This is a genomic window from Streptomyces sp. GS7 (assembly GCF_009834125.1).
In the GTDB taxonomy this organism is placed as follows: Bacteria; Actinomycetota; Actinomycetes; order Streptomycetales; family Streptomycetaceae; genus Streptomyces.
This window is the reverse complement of the sequence record NZ_CP047146.1, coordinates 2,697,847-2,712,321: the sequence shown is the minus strand read 5'-3', so window position 1 is coordinate 2,712,321 and position 14,475 is coordinate 2,697,847. Positions and strand designations below refer to the sequence as shown.

Below are 14,475 nucleotides of genomic sequence, written 5' to 3'. Positions count from 1 at the left end.
CTCAGGCGAACTCCGGTGCGGAGGCGGCGGGACCGCCCAGCGCGTTGCGCCGCTCGGGCATCCGCAGACTGACCATCCGGCGCCAGCCGCCGAGCCGCTCGTAGCCGTAGAGCGCCATGATCCCGGCGGCCAGCACCGCCGACTTGGCCCTCGGCCACTTCAGGATGCGGCCCATGTGCGCCATCACGGCCAGGCTGACGTCCCGGTGGACGGCGATCTCGACCAGCGCGCACTCCCGGAGGATGCGCTGGATGGTCCGCCCGTGCCCGGCGCGGGCCAGCCGCAGCAGCTCCTCGTGGCAGTAGGCGAGGTGGTTCTCCTCGTCCTGGCAGATCATCCGGACCGCCCTGCCCACCTCGGGGTGGTCGCCGAAGTACTTCCGCAGCATCAGCATCTGCTCGGCCGCGCGCTGCTCGGTGACCCGGCTGTGCGCGAGGTAGGTGATGACGTCCCGCTCGGTCAGCGCCTCGTCGCGGCGCAGCGTGGCGTGCGCCAGTCCGATGCCCTGCCGCTCCAGCAGCATCGTGTAGTCGGTGGCCGCGGGGACGTCGGTGGGCGTCAGACCTCGCTTGCGGAGCAGGGCCCGGAAGATCCGGCCGTGCTTGTCCTCGTCGGCGCCGTGCCGGGCGACCTTGGGCGCGAGTTCCCGCTGCGAGGCGGGGAGCAGGGCGGCGATCCGGCCGTTCTCCCAGCCTCCCTGGGCCTCACCGCTGGCCGCGATGGAGCAGAAGAGGCGGTAGGAGTCGTCGTTGTCGACGATCTCCCGGAACAGGCTCCTGGCCGAGAACATCAGCGTCACCTCCGAACGGACACGCCCGTGAAGGGACAGTCAAATACGGTGGTCCGCCACCGGCAACCGGGGGCACCGGGCGCCGCGCCCGGTCGCCTGACGCGCCCCCGTGCGGCGCGCGTAACCCGCCCGGCCGTCGCCGCGTTGTGTTCCGTGACGGCCGTGGCGGGGAAGACCCCCGAGCCCCCACCACGGCCGCAGCGCTCCGCGGCGGCCCGGCACCCAGGCACCGGGCCGCCCCCGTTCCCCGGCCGTTACGCCAGCCCGGCCCGCTCCAGCGCCTCGACGCCCGCCCGCAGGGACGCCACCCGCTCGTCCAGCGTGAAGCCGGCCGGCGCCAGCGTCAGCGTGGTCACCCCGGCCGCGGCGTACGCCTGCATCCGCTCCGCGATCCGCTCGACGGAGCCGAGCAGCGAGGTCTGGTCGATCAGCCGCTCCGGGATCGCTGCGGCGGCGCCGTCCTTGTCCCCGGACAGGTACTTGTCCTGGATCTCGGCGGCCTCCTTCTCGTAGCCCATCCGCTGCGCCAGCTGGTTGTAGAAGTTCTGCTTGCGGCTGCCCATGCCGCCGACGTACAGCGCGGTGTACGGGCGGAACGCGTCCGCCAGCGCGCTGACGTCCTTGTCCTCGCCCAGCGCGAGCGGCAGCGTCGGGCAGACGTCGAACCCCTCCATGGTCTTGCCGGCCGCTTCCCGCCCCGCCCGGATGTGGGAGATGGCGGTCTCCTCCAGGTGGTCGGCGGAGGGGAAGATGAGCAGCGCGCCGTCGGCGATCTCGCCGGTCTGCCGCAGGTTCTTCGGGCCGATCGCCGCGATGTAGAGCGGGATGTGCTCGCGCTCCGGGTGCACGGTGAGCTTGAGCGGCTTGCCGGGGCCGCCGGGCAGCGGCAGCGTCCAGTGCTCGCCCTCGTAGGACAGCCGCTCGCGGGTCATCGCCTTGCGGACGATCTCCACGTACTCCCGGGTGCGCGCCAGCGGCTTGTCGAACTTCACGCCGTACCAGCCCTCGGAGACCTGCGGCCCCGAGACGCCCAGGCCCAGCCGGAACCGGCCGCCGGAGAGCGAGTCCAGGGTGGCCGCGGTCATCGCGGTCATCGTGGGCGTACGGGCCGGGATCTGGAAGATCGCCGAGCCGACGTCGATGCGCTCGGTCTGCGCGGCCACCCAGGAGAGCACCGTGGCGGCGTCCGAGCCGTACGCCTCGGCCGCCCAGCACACCGCGTAGCCGAGGCGATCGGCCTCCTGGGCCACCGCGAGATTGTCGGAGTCCATCCCGGCGCCCCAGTAGCCGAGGTTGATGCCAAGCCTCATGCCGCTCCCCTTACCCATCAGTAACGTCGCTGTTGCGGGGACTCTAGCGCGCGAGTGCGGCAGGCGTCACCGGCAGGCCGTCCGACCGGTTGTCCACAGGTCCCCTGATCGCGGCATGCGGCGCGTAATCTCAGGGCCCATGGAGCAAAGGCACCTCGGCCGTACCGGCCTTCGCGTGTCCCGCCTGGGGCTCGGCACCCTGACCTGGGCACGCGACACGGACGAGCAGGAAGCCGCCGACCAGCTCAAGGCGTTCTGGGAGGCCGGCGGGACCCTGGTCGACACCGCCGACATCTACGCCGACGGCGGCGCCGAATACCTCCTCGGCCGCCTGCTGGAAGGACTGGTTCCGCGCCAGGACCTGGTGATCGCGACCAAGGCCGGCAGCGTCCTCGCGGCCGACCGCCGGGTCGACGGCTCCCGCCGCCATCTCCTCGCCGCCCTCGACGCCTCCCTGGAGCGACTGGGCACCGACTACGTCGACCTGTGGCAGCTGCACGCCTTCGACCCGGACACACCGCTGGAGGAGACACTCCAGGCGCTCGATCTCGCCGTCGCCACCGGCCGGGCGCGCTATGTCGGCCTGGCGAACTTCTCCGGCTGGCAGCTCGCCAAGGCCGCCACCTGGCAGCTCGCCGCCCCCGGCGTACGGAACCCCCTGGCCGGCGCACAGCTCGAATACTCCCTCCTCCAGCGCGGCGTCGAACGCGAAGTCCTGCCCGCCGCCCAGGACTTGGGGATCGGCCTGCTCCCCTCCTCCCCTCTGGGCCGCGGCGTCCTCACGGGCAAGTACCGGCACGCGACCCCGGCCGACTCCCGCGGCGCGTCGGAACGTCTCGCCCCGTTCGTCGCGCCCTATCTGGACGAGGCCGCGAGCCGGGTCGTCGAAGCGGTCAGCACCGCCGCCGACGGCCTCGCCGTCACCCCCCTCCAGGTCGCGCTCTCCTGGCTCCGCGACCGCCCCGGGGTGACCGCACCGATCCTCGGCGCGCGCACGGCGCCGCAGCTCAGAGCGTCGTTGTCAGTGGAGGCCCTTAGTCTTCCTGACGAGATCCGCCGGGCGCTGGACGATGTATCGGCTCCGGTGCACCACTATCCCGACCACAACTGGAGCACGCTGTGAGTACCGACCGCCCCGCCGGCGACAACACGCCCGAGCAGGAGGCCGCTCCCGGCGGCGAGGCGGGCAGCGGATCGCGGTCCGGATCCGCCGCCGCGCCGCCCGCCGCCACGACCGCGGCGGCGCTGGCGGCTGCGGTACGGGCCGTGGAGAGCGGGGAGCGCTCGGCCGCGTCGTTCTTCAACGACGCCCCGCGGGCCGCCAAGCCCGCCGCGCGCCCGGCACCGCAGGGTGCGGGCGACGGCGGACCGGCCGGCCTCGCGGGTCCCGCCCCGGAGGTCGCACGGCAGCGCACCCCGGAGCGGCCGGCCGGCCCGGCGCGCACGCCCGAGGCGGACGGCGTCGCCGGTACGCCTCCCGGCGACGGCGCCACGGCCCGCCCCGCCCTCGCCCCGGCGCCCGGCGTCGCGGGCGTGCGGCAGGTGCTCGCGGCGGGCGGCGCCCCCGAGACGCTCGCGGAACAGGCCGCCGAAGCGCTCGGCGAGCGGGCCGCCGAAGCACTCGCGGCCGACCCCTGGCAGCTGCTCGCGGTGCCGGGAGTGCGCCCGGAACAGGCCGACGGCTTCGCGCGGGCGCTGCTCGGCCCCGCCTGCGGACCGGGCGACGAGCGGCGCGCCCAGGCGCTGATCGGCTGGCTGCTGGAGCAGGCCGCGGTCGCCGGCCACTCCGCCCTGGAGGCATCCGCCCTCCGCACGGCCCTCGCGCAACGCTCCGTACCGGACCCCGACGACGCCCTCCAGACCGCCATCGCGGACGGCGCGGTGCTGGTCTTCCAGGACGCCCTCGACACCCCGGGCCGGCCCCGGCCCGCGGCGGACGACGACGAAGACCAGCCGGTGCGGGTCCTGCTCGGCCTCGACCGCTTCGCGATGGCCGAGGAGAGCGTCGCGGACGGCCTGGCCCGGCTGCTGAACACCTTCGAGGCGGTGGACGGGTCCGAGCAGGTGGACGAGCCGGCGTCGGCGGACCAGTCGGCGACGGTGGACGAACCGGCACCGGCCGGCGAAGAACCGGCGGCAGCGGACTCGGAACCGGCTGAAGCGGCCGAAGCGGCTGAAAGGGCTGAAACGGCAGCGGTGGACGCCGCAGCGACCGCCCCGAACTCCCCGAATTTCTCGGACACTTCGGATATCTCAGATGTCTCGGACACCTCGGACGCCGACGCCGAGTCCGACGAGACAGGCGGGAGCGCCGAGGACGCCGCGGTCGCCATCCCCGTCCGTCGCTCCCCCGCCGCCTGGGAAGCCGCCGCGGACGCCGCCGCCTCCCCCTCCGCGGCGGAGCTCATCCGGGCCGCCGCGCACAGCGGCCTGGTCGCGCACACCGGCGGTGAGGCGGCCCGCGCGGAGCCCACCGCGCTGATCGCCGCGGCCCGCTCCCTCGGGCTGCGGGCCTTCGGCGCCACCCACACGGAGAACGGCCGCCGGCGGCTCGCCGGGGACCTCGCCGAGACCCGCCCCGCCGGCGCCGACGGCGACCCGGCCGCCGCGGCGGTGACCGTCTCCGGTCTGCTGTCCGGCCGGCAGGGCCCCGGCCGGGACGCGGACGGTGCGCTGGCGCTCGATCTGCTGGTCGTGCTGGACGCCCCGCAGCTCGACCTGGAGACCGCCGCGCTGCTCGTCGAGTCGCTGGCCGACGGGACCCGCCTGGTGCTCAGCGGCGACCCCGGCCTCCTGTGGTCCGCCGGCCCCGGGCGGCTCTTCCACGACCTGCTGCTGTCCCGGTTCTGCCCCCAAGTCACCTCCCGCACCCCGGACTTCGGCCCGATCGGCGAGCTGGTGTCCGGTATCGGCATCGGCGAACTCAACGAGGTCGAGGCCCCCGGCAAGGAGGTGGTGATCGTCCCGGTGCGCGCGGCGGACGAGGCGGTGCACCGCGCGGTCCAGCTCGTCGCCGACTCCGTGCCCCGGGCGCTCGGTGTCCCCGCCGACCAGACGCAGGTCATCACGGTCGGCCACGGCGGCGCGGCCGGCACCCGCGCCCTGAATGCCGCGCTCAAGGAGCGGCTCAACCCCGGACCCGGACGGTTCGGCGGCTTCGACCCCGGCGACCGCGTGGCCTACGCCCCGGCCCCCGGCCGTACGCTCCCCGGCACGGTCACCGGCGCGGACGCCGACGGCCTCCGCCTCGACTGCGCCGGCAACACCGTCGTCGTACCGCGCGAGCAGGTCGGCTCCGGCGCCGTACGGCACGGCTGGGCGCTCACCGGCCACCAGGCAGCCGGCATGCGCTGGCCCGCCGTCGTCGTGGTGATCCCCGGAGACGCGGCCGGCGGACTGACCCGCGCCTGGGTCTATACCGCCTTCAGCCGCGGTGAGCGGCATCTGTCGGTGGTCCAGGGCGCCGACCAGGCGCTGCCCCGCGCGGTCGCCGAGATCCCGGTCAAGGAGCGCACCACCCGGCTGCGGACGCTGCTGCAGATGCAGAGCGGTGCGCAGGCGGACGCGGAGCAGGCGGCGGGCTGAGCCCCGCCGCCCCGGGCGGACGGGTGCGGGGCCGGGGCGGCAGGCAGCTGCCTGCCGCCCCGGCCCCGTCACCGCTCCCGGTCACCGCTCCAGATCAGCGCTCCCGGTCAGCGCTCCTTGTCGACCGGCTCCAGCAGATCGTCCTCGTCGTCGACGCCCAGCTCCTCGTCGAAGACCGAGCTGATGTCGAAGCGGCACACCACCCGCTGCGGATCCGCCTGGTCGAACGGCGCGGCGAGCCACTCGCCCGGCTCGGCCGGCTCGTCGACGGCCGCCACCCACAGGGTGGAGTCGCCCTCCTCCAGGCCGAACTCCTTGTGCCGGGAGGCGATCTCGTCCGGTTCGAACTCGCCGAAGAGCACCCCGAGCGCCGCGTGCACACTGCTCCCGACCACCGCGGCGGCATCAGGGGAGTGGCCCGTCGCGTCATCCGCGGCGTCCGGATCGAGATCGGCGATCCGCTGTGCCTGATGCAGCAGACGCTGCGGCTTGGCGACCGTGTAGTCGCGCCGGATGAGCACGCTCAGCGCACTCGGCTCCTCGGGCCCCGCATAGGCGGGCAGGGTGTCGCTCCCGGGGATCTCGAAGGGGGTGACCTCGTCGTAGGTGTCGTAAAGCAGCTCGTCATAGACCTCAGCCGCCGCGGCGAGCTCGTCGAACGCGGCATAGACGGCGGGATCGTCCTGCCCCGAGCGGCGTTCGACCGCGTCGAGGTGACGGTCCAGCGCGGCTTTGACCGCCTCAGCGGCGGCACGTACCTCGGCAGCGGAAGGCTGCGCAGCATCAGACATAGTGCAGACGCTATCCGTACCGGGGCCGGTCCCGCACAATAGATGCGATGCCGGAATACGAATTCTGCGATGTGTATGTGCCTCGGGGGGTCTCCCGCAAGGCCACCACACGCCTCCTGACCGACCATGCCGAGTACGGACACTGGGAGTTGGACCGCCTGCGCCTCAATCCCGACGGCAGCCGCCGGGTGCGGCTGCGCCGCAGGATCATCCGCCAGCTCCGCGCCACGTGGTGAGAGCCGCCGAAGCGGCGTACGGACAGCAGAGCGGGCCCCGAAGGACGGGGCCCGCTCCCTCGCGCCCGCGTACGGAGCGCTGCTGATCAGCTACGGACGGTACGCGCCCGGCGGTAGAGCACCGCGCCTCCGAGCAGCAGCCCGGCACTGGCCGGAACCGCGTAGCCGAGCACCCCGGCACCGGTCTGCGCGAGCTGCTCCCCGCGCGCGATCGGCGTCACCCCTCGGGCGTGCGGTGCGGTCGCATGCTGCGATCCCACCCCCGGGGCGTGCGGGGAGTGCGCTCCGCCGGGGCCCTGCGGGGTGCCCGGTCGCGACCCGTGCGCGCCCCCCGGGTGGTGCGGTTGGCCCGGGGTGCCGGGGTGGTGCGGCTGGCCGGGGCTGTGCGGCGTGCCCGGACCCGGAGCCGGCGGATGGCCGGGCCGGTGCGGGGTGCCGGGTCCCGCCGGCGAGGCGTTGCCGCAGTCGTTGCCGACGGCCGGGTTCGCCACGCCGACCACGTCGACGCTGTTGCCACAGACGTTGACCGGTACGTCCACCGGCGCCTGGACCACGTTGCCGGACGCGACACCGGGCGAATTCGAGGCCCCGCCATGGGCGTTGGCGTCGTGCCCGCCGGTCGGGCGCCGGTGCTTGCCGTGGCCGTGGCCGTGGTGCCCGCCGGACCCGTTGGCGCAGTCGTTGCCGAATGCCGGGTTGAGCGCTCCCACCACATTGACGCTGTTGCCGCAGACGTTCACCGGTACGTCCACCGGCGCCTGGACCACGTTGCCGGATCCGACACCGGGCGAGTTCGCCGCGACCCCCGCTGCCCCGGAGTCCGCTTGTGCGTACCCCGTGGCCATGGCGAGCACTCCGCCCGCGGCGGCCATGGTGATCAGGCCCTTTCTCGCGACCTGTCTCATTGATTGTTCTCCTGCCTTGTGCCCTACGGGAATGCGCGCGGATGACGGTCCCGGTACGTGACCACCGTGGAGAAGTCCACCCGCGCACCGAAATACCCAGAGGCTCCGGAATGCTCGCAGGCATTCCGGAGCCGGCTGGGCCAGGCCCTTATCGGGCCGGATGCACCGTCGACAACGTCAGTTGTCGCAGCAGTGGTTGCCGAAGGCCGGGTTCAGCAGGCCAATCACGGAGATCGTGTTGCCACAGACGTTCACCGGAACGTGCACCGGTGCCTGGACCGCGTTGCCGGACAGGACGCCGGGCGAGTTCACAGCCGCGCCCTGGGCACCCGAGTCGGCAACTGCCAGACCGGCGCCGGCGATGACGAGACCACCGGCGACGGTCGCAGCAGCGACGATCTTCTTGATCATGGTTCCTCCTTGTAGACAATGCGATCCCAGCCGCGGATCGCAATCCCTCCAACGAGGTCCAGGCCGTTGAAGCTACCAACACATCGCGGCATTCACCCGTTTCAGCGAAGTCGGCGCGAACGGCAGGAATTTCGCGCGGAGTTCAGCTCGTGCGAGCCTCGGTTTTCGTGAGCACCGGCCAACGAACGTCTCAGCTCTGCTCGATGAACCGGTCCAGCACCCGCACACCGAACTTCAGCCCGTCCACCGGCACACGCTCGTCGACACCGTGGAACATCCCCGCGAAGTCCAGCTCCGGCGGCAGCTTCAGCGGCGCGAACCCGAACCCGCGGATCCCGAGGTCGTCGAAGGACTTGGCGTCCGTGCCCGCGGAGAGCATGTACGGCACCGCGCGCGCGATCGGGTCCTCGGCCTGCAGCGCCGACTGCATCGCGTCCACCAGCGCACCGTCGAAGGTGGTCTCCAGCGCCTTGTCCGCGTGCACGTCCTCGCGCTGGACCCGCGGCCCCAGAATCCGGTCCAGGTCGGCCAGGAACTCCTCCTCGTAGCCCGGCAGGAAGCGCCCGTCGACATGCGCGGTGGCCTGCCCCGGGATCACGTTGACCTTGTAACCGGCGCCCAGCTGCGTCGGGTTGGCGGTGTTCCGCATCGAGGCGCCGATCAGCTTGGCCATACCGCCGAGCTTGGCCAGCGTCTCGTCCATGTTCTCCGGGTCGAGTTCGGTGCCCAGCGCGTCCCCCAGCTCGTCGAGGAAGGCCCGCAGCGTCTTAGTCACCCGCACCGGGAACTCGTGCCGCCCCAACCGCCCGACGGCCTCGGACAGTTCGGTGATGGCGTTGTCCCGGTGGATCATCGAGCCGTGCCCGGCCGATCCGGCCACGGTCAGCTTCATCCAGTGCATGCCCTTCTGGGCCGTCTCCACCAGATACAGCCGGAGGTTCTCGTTGACGGTGAGGGAGAACCCGCCGACCTCGCTGATCGCCTCGGTCACGCCCTCGAAGAGATCGGGGTGGTGGTCGACGAGGTACCGCGCGCCGTACGTACCTCCCGCCTCCTCGTCCGCCAGGAACGCCAGCACGATGTCCCGCGGCGGCTTGCGCCCCGTACGCAGCCGGTCGCGCACGACCGCCAGCGTCATCGCGTCCATGTCCTTCATGTCGACCGCACCGCGGCCCCAGACGCAGCCGTCGGCGATCTCCCCGGAGAACGGGTGGTGGGTCCAGTCCTCCGCGTTGGCCGGTACGACGTCGGTGTGCCCGTGGATCAGCAGGGCGGGGCGCGAGCGGTCCTCGCCCTCGATGCGCGCGACGGTCGAGGCGCGCCCCTTGTGGGACTCGAAGATCTGCGGCTCCAGACCGACCTCGGCGAGCTTCTCCGCGACGTACTCGGCGGCGGCGCGCTCCCCCGGTCCCGAGTGGTCGCCGTAGTTGCTGGTGTCGAACCTGATCAGATCCCGGCACAGGTCGACCACCTCGTCCTCGCCGGTGACCGTACGGGACGGCTGCGCCTCGCTCATGCCGGAACCTCGCTTCGCTCGGACCCGCATTCGCGGGGCTCGCACCTCTCCATGGTTCGCTCGCGGAGCTCGCTCATGCTGAAACCTCGCTTCGCTCGGACCCGCATTCGCGGGGCTCGCACCTTCCCATGGTTCGCTCGCGGAGCTCGCTCACACTGCCTCCTCTTGGTTCACGGCCGCGGGGCGCCCGGGGGCGCCCGCCGCGGCGGGGGTCCACCGCCATCCTCCACCCCGCACCGGCTCCGCCCAAGGCCGCAATACTCCCGACATGCCCTGGTCACAGCCCCGCGGCCGCCCGAACCCGCGGGTGATCGACCACCCCTGAACGTTTGCTATTGTTTTCCTCGTCGGAACGGCCCGGAGCCGAAACGACAGACACCTGGTCCGGGTGGCGGAATGGCAGACGCGCTAGCTTGAGGTGCTAGTGCCCTTTATCGGGCGTGGGGGTTCAAGTCCCCCCTCGGACACCACAAGGCAATCAGGACCCCAGATCTTCCGTTCTGGGGTCTTTTGTCGTTTCCATGACTTCTCCGTGGCGGGTTCCCCTCGCTCGGTGGTTCTCCGGACCCGGCCGGGGACCCCGTGTGACCGCCGGCCCCCGGTGTGGTGCCGATCACGGCGGTCGCCCGCTCCGTCCTCCTCCGGCACGTAGGCCCCGACGTGCACTGCAAGGATTCGTCCAGCCCCTGGCAAGCCTTTCGTCCGGCGCGCGGGGCACGCCACGGTGGACAGACCCGAACATGACGACTGGGGGAACATGTCTACCGTCATCGGGCCCACGGGGGCCTTGCGGAGGGACCCCGGCCAGTGGTTGACACTGCCCGGGTGCAAGAAGATCCTTTTCATCGTTCACACCGAGGTGTACGGGAAGCGGCTGTGCGATCTGCTGCCGCTGCTGGAATCCGATCTGCGGGTGCAGGTGGCGTTCACCCTCGCCCCGCACGCGTTCAACAGCGGAGCGGACCGGCTGCTGAGGTCTCTTGGGGCGACCGTGCTGCCCTGGGAGGAAGCGGTGCGCACCGAGTTCGATCTCGCGCTGGCCGCCGGCTCCCAGGGAACCGAGCGGGTGCGCGCGCCGCTGATCCGCCTGCCGCACGGCGCCGGACACACGAAGCTGTCCCGTGTGGCGGACGACCTGCCGGGGAGTGCGCGGAGCGTGGGCGGCCTGGGGCGCAAGTATCTGATGTGGGACGGCAAGGTCGTGCCGAAGGCGTTCGGGCTGGCGCACCGTGACGAGCTGACGCAACTGGAGCGTTCCTGTCCCGAAGCCCTGCCGGTCGCGGAGGTGGTGGGCGATGCCTGCTACGACCGGATCGCGGCAAGCCTGTCGCTTCGGGAGCGGTACCGCAACGCCCTTGGGCTGCGGGCCGGCCAGAAGCTGGTGCTCATCACCTCGACCTGGGGGCCGGGCTCGTCCTTCAACCGGCTCGATGCGCTGCTCCCCCGGCTGGTGGCCGAGCTGCCGCGCCACCTCTACCGCACGGCGATTCTGGTGCACCCGAACGTCTGGGCGGGGCACGGCGGCTGGCAGGTGCGGGCCTGGCTGGCGGCGTGCCGGCGCTTCGGCATCACGGTGCTTCCGCAGGAGGTGGACTGGCGTCCGCCGCTGATCGCGTCGGACTGCGTGATCGGTGACCACGGTTCGGTCACGCTGTACGCCACGATGACCAGGGCCGCGATCCTGCTCGCCAGGTTCCCCGAGCGCGACGTCAACCCGGAATCGCCCGGAGCCTCGCTGGCGCTCGCCGCCCCCGCGCTGTCGCCGGCGCATCCCCTCACGGAGCAACTCGCCTACGCGGCCGCCGAGTACCCGGCGCAGGAGTACGCGCGGATCGCCGCACGCATCTCCTCGGAACCGGGCCGTTTCAACCGGAACATGCGGCGGCTCATGTACCGGCTCCTCGGCATCGGCCAGCCCGCGTACGACCCGGTCACCGAAGTGCTGCCGCCACCGGGCCCACTCGTCGGAGCGCGGGGTGGGCGCGCGCTGCACCGGAGGGGCAACGGCCGTCATCACAAAGGTCACAGGGGGTGCGGGCGTGCTCGCGGTGAGGGGTGAGGCAGGCCCGGCAAGCGGTCTGCTGCTCGTCGGCTGCCGCACCGCGGTGATCGTCCCGAGCCACGACTGCCTCGGGGTCGATCTGGACACCTGTGCCGACGAGACGGCGCGGCAGTGCGCCGATGTGCTGTACGGAAGTGGGGGCGCCGAGCGGGCGAGGTGGCTGCTGCGCCGCTACCCGGGCGCTCTGTTCGTGCTGCTGCGTGCCGGCGGTTCGCGGTGCGTCGCGGTCGCCCGGACCGGCGTCCGCGCCGTGACGGCGGTCGGCGACGGCCGGACGGCTCGCGGGTGGGACCCCGTGCCGCTCGCTTCGCTGCTCCACATGTGGGTGGTGGCGTTGCTGCCGCTGGAGATGCTGGCGTCCGCGGTGTTCGTGTGCGCGGGAAGGACGTACCGGTTCACGGCCTCGTCAACCGGGATCCGTGCCGGGGGCGGGTAATCGGGCCCGCAGTCGCCGGGCGTCGCGCTCGCTGACGGGCTCGTAGAGGGCCAGGGACTGCTGATAGCAGTCCCTGGCCCGGGAGGCGTCTCCGCGTTCCTCGGCGGTCTGCCCGAGAAACTCCCATACCCGGGCCTGCCAGTGGACCGAACCGGTCGTGGTGAACTCGCCGAGTGCCTGGTCGAGCAGTTCCGCGGCGCGGTCGTGGTCACCGGATGCCCGGGCGTGGGCACGGCCGAGCAGGGCGAGCGCCCGCGCCGCGTCGTAGGGGTCGCGCAGGGCGAGGAGTTCCTCGCGTGCGCGGGTCAGCGGGTCGATCGCCGCTGCGGGGCGGCCCTCGGCCAGTGCCAGATCGCCGAGGGAGAGGCGGGTGAGCGCGGCTCCGCGGTGCTGGCCGATCTCCTCGCGCAGGGCGAGTGCGCGGGTGAGGTGGGAGGCCGCGGACTCCCATCGGCCGGCGAGCAGGTGCGACTGGCCCAGTCCGTGCAGCGCCTGGGCCTGCGCGCGGCGGTCACCGTCCTGTTGTGCGCCGCGGAGTGCCTGGGCGAACCACTCCGCGGCGGTGTCGTGGTGTCCGGCTCCCCGAAGCCCGACCCCGCCCGAGGTGAGCATCCGGCTCTCGCCCTCGCGGTCACCGTCCCGGCGTGCCGCGGCCAGCCCGATCTCGTGTGCCTCGATCCACAGGTCGTACGGCCGCAGCCGCAGGAACAGGGGGAACATCCCGTCGACCAGTTGCCAGGCGGTCGCGTGCCAGCCCGCCTCCGCCGCGATGCGCACCATGGCCATGAGGTGCGAGCGTTCGGAGTCCAGCCAGTCCAACGCCGCGCCGTCGTCGACGAACACGGGCGACGGCGTCGGTTCGTACGCGTACGTACGGCGGAGTCTGCGGTGGCTCGGGGTGAGCAGCGCCTCGGCTGCCGTCGCCCTGGCCAGGTAGAGGTCGGTGATCCGGCGTACGACGGCCTGCCGGTCGCCCGGCGCGTCCTGGCGGGCGGCGGTCTCGTTCGCGTGCGCGCGGACCAGGTCGTGCAGGCGGAACCGCTCGGCGCCGTCGATGCGGTCCGGCGGCAGGTCCTCGACGAGGTTGGTCTCGATCAACTCGTCGAGGAGCGGCCCGATTTCGGCGGGCGTGAGTCCGCAGGCAACCGCGGCGACGCCCTTGTCGAACGTGCCGACCGGCGCCGGCCCCAGGCATCGATAAGCCCGAGCGGCATCGGGAGGCAGGGACCGGTAGGACTCGTCCAGTACGGTGCGCACCGCCCGTTCTCCTTCGGCGCGCAGCGCCGCCAGGGCTCCTCCGTCCTCGCCGAGGACCCCGGCCATCGCCGCCAGGGACTGCTGGGGACGGGCGGCCAGCCGAGCGCCGGCCAGGCACAGGGCGAGCGGCAATCCGGCGCACAGGGCCGCCACTTCGCGGGCCTCGGCCCGTTCCCTGTCGACCCGGTGGGCGCCGATCCTTCGGGCCAGCAGTTCCACGGCGGAGGGACCTGCCAGCAGGCCGAGCTGGTGGAAGGCGGCGCCGTCGACGCCGAGGCTGGTCAGCCGCCGCCGGCTGGTGACCACGACCAGGCTGCCGGCCGCGCCGGTGAGCAGGGGACGCACCTGGGCGGCGCTCAGCGCGTTGTCCAGCATGACGGCGACCCGGAGTCCAGCGGTGGCGGAGCGCCACAGCGCCGCTTGTTCGGCCAGCTCGGCCGGGATCCGGTCGATCCCGTAGGCGCGCAGGAACTGGCCCAGCACTTCGCCGGGCCGCGCGGGGCGGTCCTGCGAGTGTCCGCGGAGGTCCACGTACAACTGCCCGTCGGGGAACGCGCCGGCCTCGCTGAGGCCGCCCAGCCACCGGGAGGTCAGCGCGGTCTTCCCGATTCCCGCGGAGCCGCTCACCACCACGACGAGCGGGGTGCCGGTGCCGGCCCGGCGCTTCTCCGTCAACAACGCGTCCAGTGCCGTGAGGTCGCCTTCACGGCCGGTGAAGTGCGGTGGTCCGGGCAGGAGTTGACGAGGGACGGGTAATCGGCCCGGCGCGGGCGGCGCGGTGACCTGATGGAAGTGGACCCCGCCGTGCACCTCACGTGATTGCAGGGTGGGTCCGGTGAGCCGCGCGGATCCGCCGATGGTGTTCACGGCGTCGAAGGATACGGACGCTCCGGTCCGCGCAAGCCACGCTCGAAGATCCCGAGCGAGCGGTGGACGGGACCAGGATTCCTCCGCCAGGCGCTGGGCGAGAGCGTGGATGCGGTCGGGGTCGCCGGGGGCCGCCCGCGCCACCGCGACCAAGCGGGACAGCGCGCCGGGGCCGTCCGGTACGGGGTCCGCGGGCGCGGGGCGCGGCCCCGACGCGTGGACCAGCCCGGCCAGTTCCTGCCATGTCCGATCCCCGGCGGCAGCGGTCAGAGCGGAGAACAGCTCCTGAACGGTCACCGGGTCCACGTC

The 14,475-nt window shown here is 73.0% G+C and carries 12 protein-coding genes and 1 tRNA gene; 6 read left to right on the top strand and 7 right to left on the bottom strand.

Features of this window, described 5'->3' with window-relative positions; translation table 11 throughout:
- Window position 1: 1 nt before the first annotated feature.
- On the bottom strand, window positions 2-790 hold the full coding sequence (locus GR130_RS11680) for a ferritin-like domain-containing protein (protein ID WP_159504659.1): 789 nt from the start codon (window positions 788-790) through the stop codon (window positions 2-4).
- A gap of 254 nt (window positions 791-1,044) precedes the next feature.
- On the bottom strand, window positions 1,045-2,100 hold the full coding sequence (locus GR130_RS11675) for an LLM class F420-dependent oxidoreductase (RefSeq protein ID WP_159504658.1): 1,056 nt from the start codon (window positions 2,098-2,100) through the stop codon (window positions 1,045-1,047).
- 139 nt (window positions 2,101-2,239) lie between these two features.
- On the opposite strand from GR130_RS11675, the gene GR130_RS11670 reads away from it, so the two are divergent.
- On the top strand, window positions 2,240-3,223 hold the full coding sequence (locus GR130_RS11670) for an aldo/keto reductase (RefSeq protein ID WP_159504657.1): 984 nt from the start codon (window positions 2,240-2,242) through the stop codon (window positions 3,221-3,223).
- Window positions 3,220-5,685, top strand: coding sequence for a helix-hairpin-helix domain-containing protein (locus GR130_RS11665; RefSeq protein WP_159504656.1), 2,466 nt, complete (start codon window positions 3,220-3,222; stop codon window positions 5,683-5,685). Before GR130_RS11670 ends, GR130_RS11665 begins: the two co-directional genes overlap by 4 nt.
- Before the next feature lie 107 nt (window positions 5,686-5,792).
- Here the strand turns inward: GR130_RS11665 and GR130_RS11660 are convergent, their stop codons facing one another.
- The gene (locus GR130_RS11660; protein ID WP_159504655.1) at window positions 5,793-6,476 is read right to left on the bottom strand and encodes a hypothetical protein; all 684 of its coding nucleotides are present in this window, start codon (window positions 6,474-6,476) and stop codon (window positions 5,793-5,795) included.
- A 47-nt stretch (window positions 6,477-6,523) separates the two neighbouring features.
- Here GR130_RS11660 and GR130_RS11655 point away from each other — a divergent pair, with 47 nt between their 5' ends.
- Window positions 6,524-6,712: a DUF5703 family protein gene (locus GR130_RS11655; RefSeq protein WP_014059547.1), complete on the top strand. Its 189-nt coding sequence runs from the start codon at window positions 6,524-6,526 to the stop codon at window positions 6,710-6,712.
- Between the two features lie 86 nt (window positions 6,713-6,798).
- Here the strand turns inward: GR130_RS11655 and GR130_RS41545 are convergent, their stop codons facing one another.
- The 3 genes from GR130_RS41545 to GR130_RS11640 all read right to left on the bottom strand — a co-directional run bounded on the left by GR130_RS41545 (window position 6,799) and on the right by GR130_RS11640 (window position 9,544).
- Window positions 6,799-7,617 carry a chaplin gene (locus GR130_RS41545; protein WP_159504654.1) on the bottom strand — a complete coding sequence of 273 codons (819 nt, stop codon included), beginning with the start codon at window positions 7,615-7,617 and terminating at the stop codon, window positions 6,799-6,801.
- Between the two features lie 177 nt (window positions 7,618-7,794).
- The gene (gene chpH / locus GR130_RS11645) at window positions 7,795-8,028 is read right to left on the bottom strand and encodes a chaplin ChpH (RefSeq protein WP_159504653.1); all 234 of its coding nucleotides are present in this window, start codon (window positions 8,026-8,028) and stop codon (window positions 7,795-7,797) included.
- 190 nt (window positions 8,029-8,218) lie between these two features.
- The gene (locus GR130_RS11640) at window positions 8,219-9,544 is read right to left on the bottom strand and encodes a M20/M25/M40 family metallo-hydrolase (RefSeq protein WP_159504652.1); all 1,326 of its coding nucleotides are present in this window, start codon (window positions 9,542-9,544) and stop codon (window positions 8,219-8,221) included.
- A gap of 382 nt (window positions 9,545-9,926) precedes the next feature.
- Between GR130_RS11640 and GR130_RS11635 the strand changes: the two genes are divergently transcribed.
- The 3 genes from GR130_RS11635 (at window position 9,927) to GR130_RS11625 (ending at window position 12,042) form a co-directional block, all read left to right on the top strand.
- A tRNA-Leu gene (locus GR130_RS11635) sits at window positions 9,927-10,014 on the top strand.
- Between the two features lie 341 nt (window positions 10,015-10,355).
- Window positions 10,356-11,603: a hypothetical protein gene (locus GR130_RS11630; protein WP_328707552.1), complete on the top strand. Its 1,248-nt coding sequence runs from the start codon at window positions 10,356-10,358 to the stop codon at window positions 11,601-11,603.
- Entirely contained in the window at window positions 11,584-12,042 is a 459-nt protein-coding gene (locus GR130_RS11625) for a hypothetical protein (protein ID WP_159504651.1), read from the top strand. The genes GR130_RS11630 and GR130_RS11625 overlap by 20 nt, the downstream gene beginning before the upstream one ends.
- Here the strand turns inward: GR130_RS11625 and GR130_RS11620 are convergent.
- Window positions 12,013-14,472, bottom strand: a complete 2,460-nt coding sequence (locus GR130_RS11620) for an ATP-binding protein (RefSeq protein ID WP_236572983.1) — start codon at window positions 14,470-14,472, stop codon at window positions 12,013-12,015. The genes GR130_RS11625 and GR130_RS11620 overlap by 30 nt on opposite strands.
- Between the last annotated feature and the right edge of the window lie 3 nt (window positions 14,473-14,475).

What these genes read in the sequence shown, in the direction of transcription:
- GR130_RS11670 (WP_159504657.1), top strand. Translation starts at nt 2,240, where the DNA reads ATGGAGCAAAGGCACCTCGGCCGTACCGGCCTTCGCGTGTCCCGCCTG.
- chpH (WP_159504653.1), bottom strand. Translation starts at nt 8,028, where the DNA reads ATGATCAAGAAGATCGTCGCTGCTGCGACCGTCGCCGGTGGTCTCGTC.
- GR130_RS11640 (WP_159504652.1), bottom strand. Translation starts at nt 9,544, where the DNA reads ATGAGCGAGGCGCAGCCGTCCCGTACGGTCACCGGCGAGGACGAGGTG.
- GR130_RS41545 (WP_159504654.1), bottom strand. Translation starts at nt 7,617, where the DNA reads ATGAGACAGGTCGCGAGAAAGGGCCTGATCACCATGGCCGCCGCGGGC.
- GR130_RS11660 (WP_159504655.1), bottom strand. Translation starts at nt 6,476, where the DNA reads ATGTCTGATGCTGCGCAGCCTTCCGCTGCCGAGGTACGTGCCGCCGCT.
- GR130_RS11675 (WP_159504658.1), bottom strand. Translation starts at nt 2,100, where the DNA reads ATGAGGCTTGGCATCAACCTCGGCTACTGGGGCGCCGGGATGGACTCC.
- GR130_RS11680 (WP_159504659.1), bottom strand. Translation starts at nt 790, where the DNA reads ATGTTCTCGGCCAGGAGCCTGTTCCGGGAGATCGTCGACAACGACGAC.
- GR130_RS11655 (WP_014059547.1), top strand. Translation starts at nt 6,524, where the DNA reads ATGCCGGAATACGAATTCTGCGATGTGTATGTGCCTCGGGGGGTCTCC.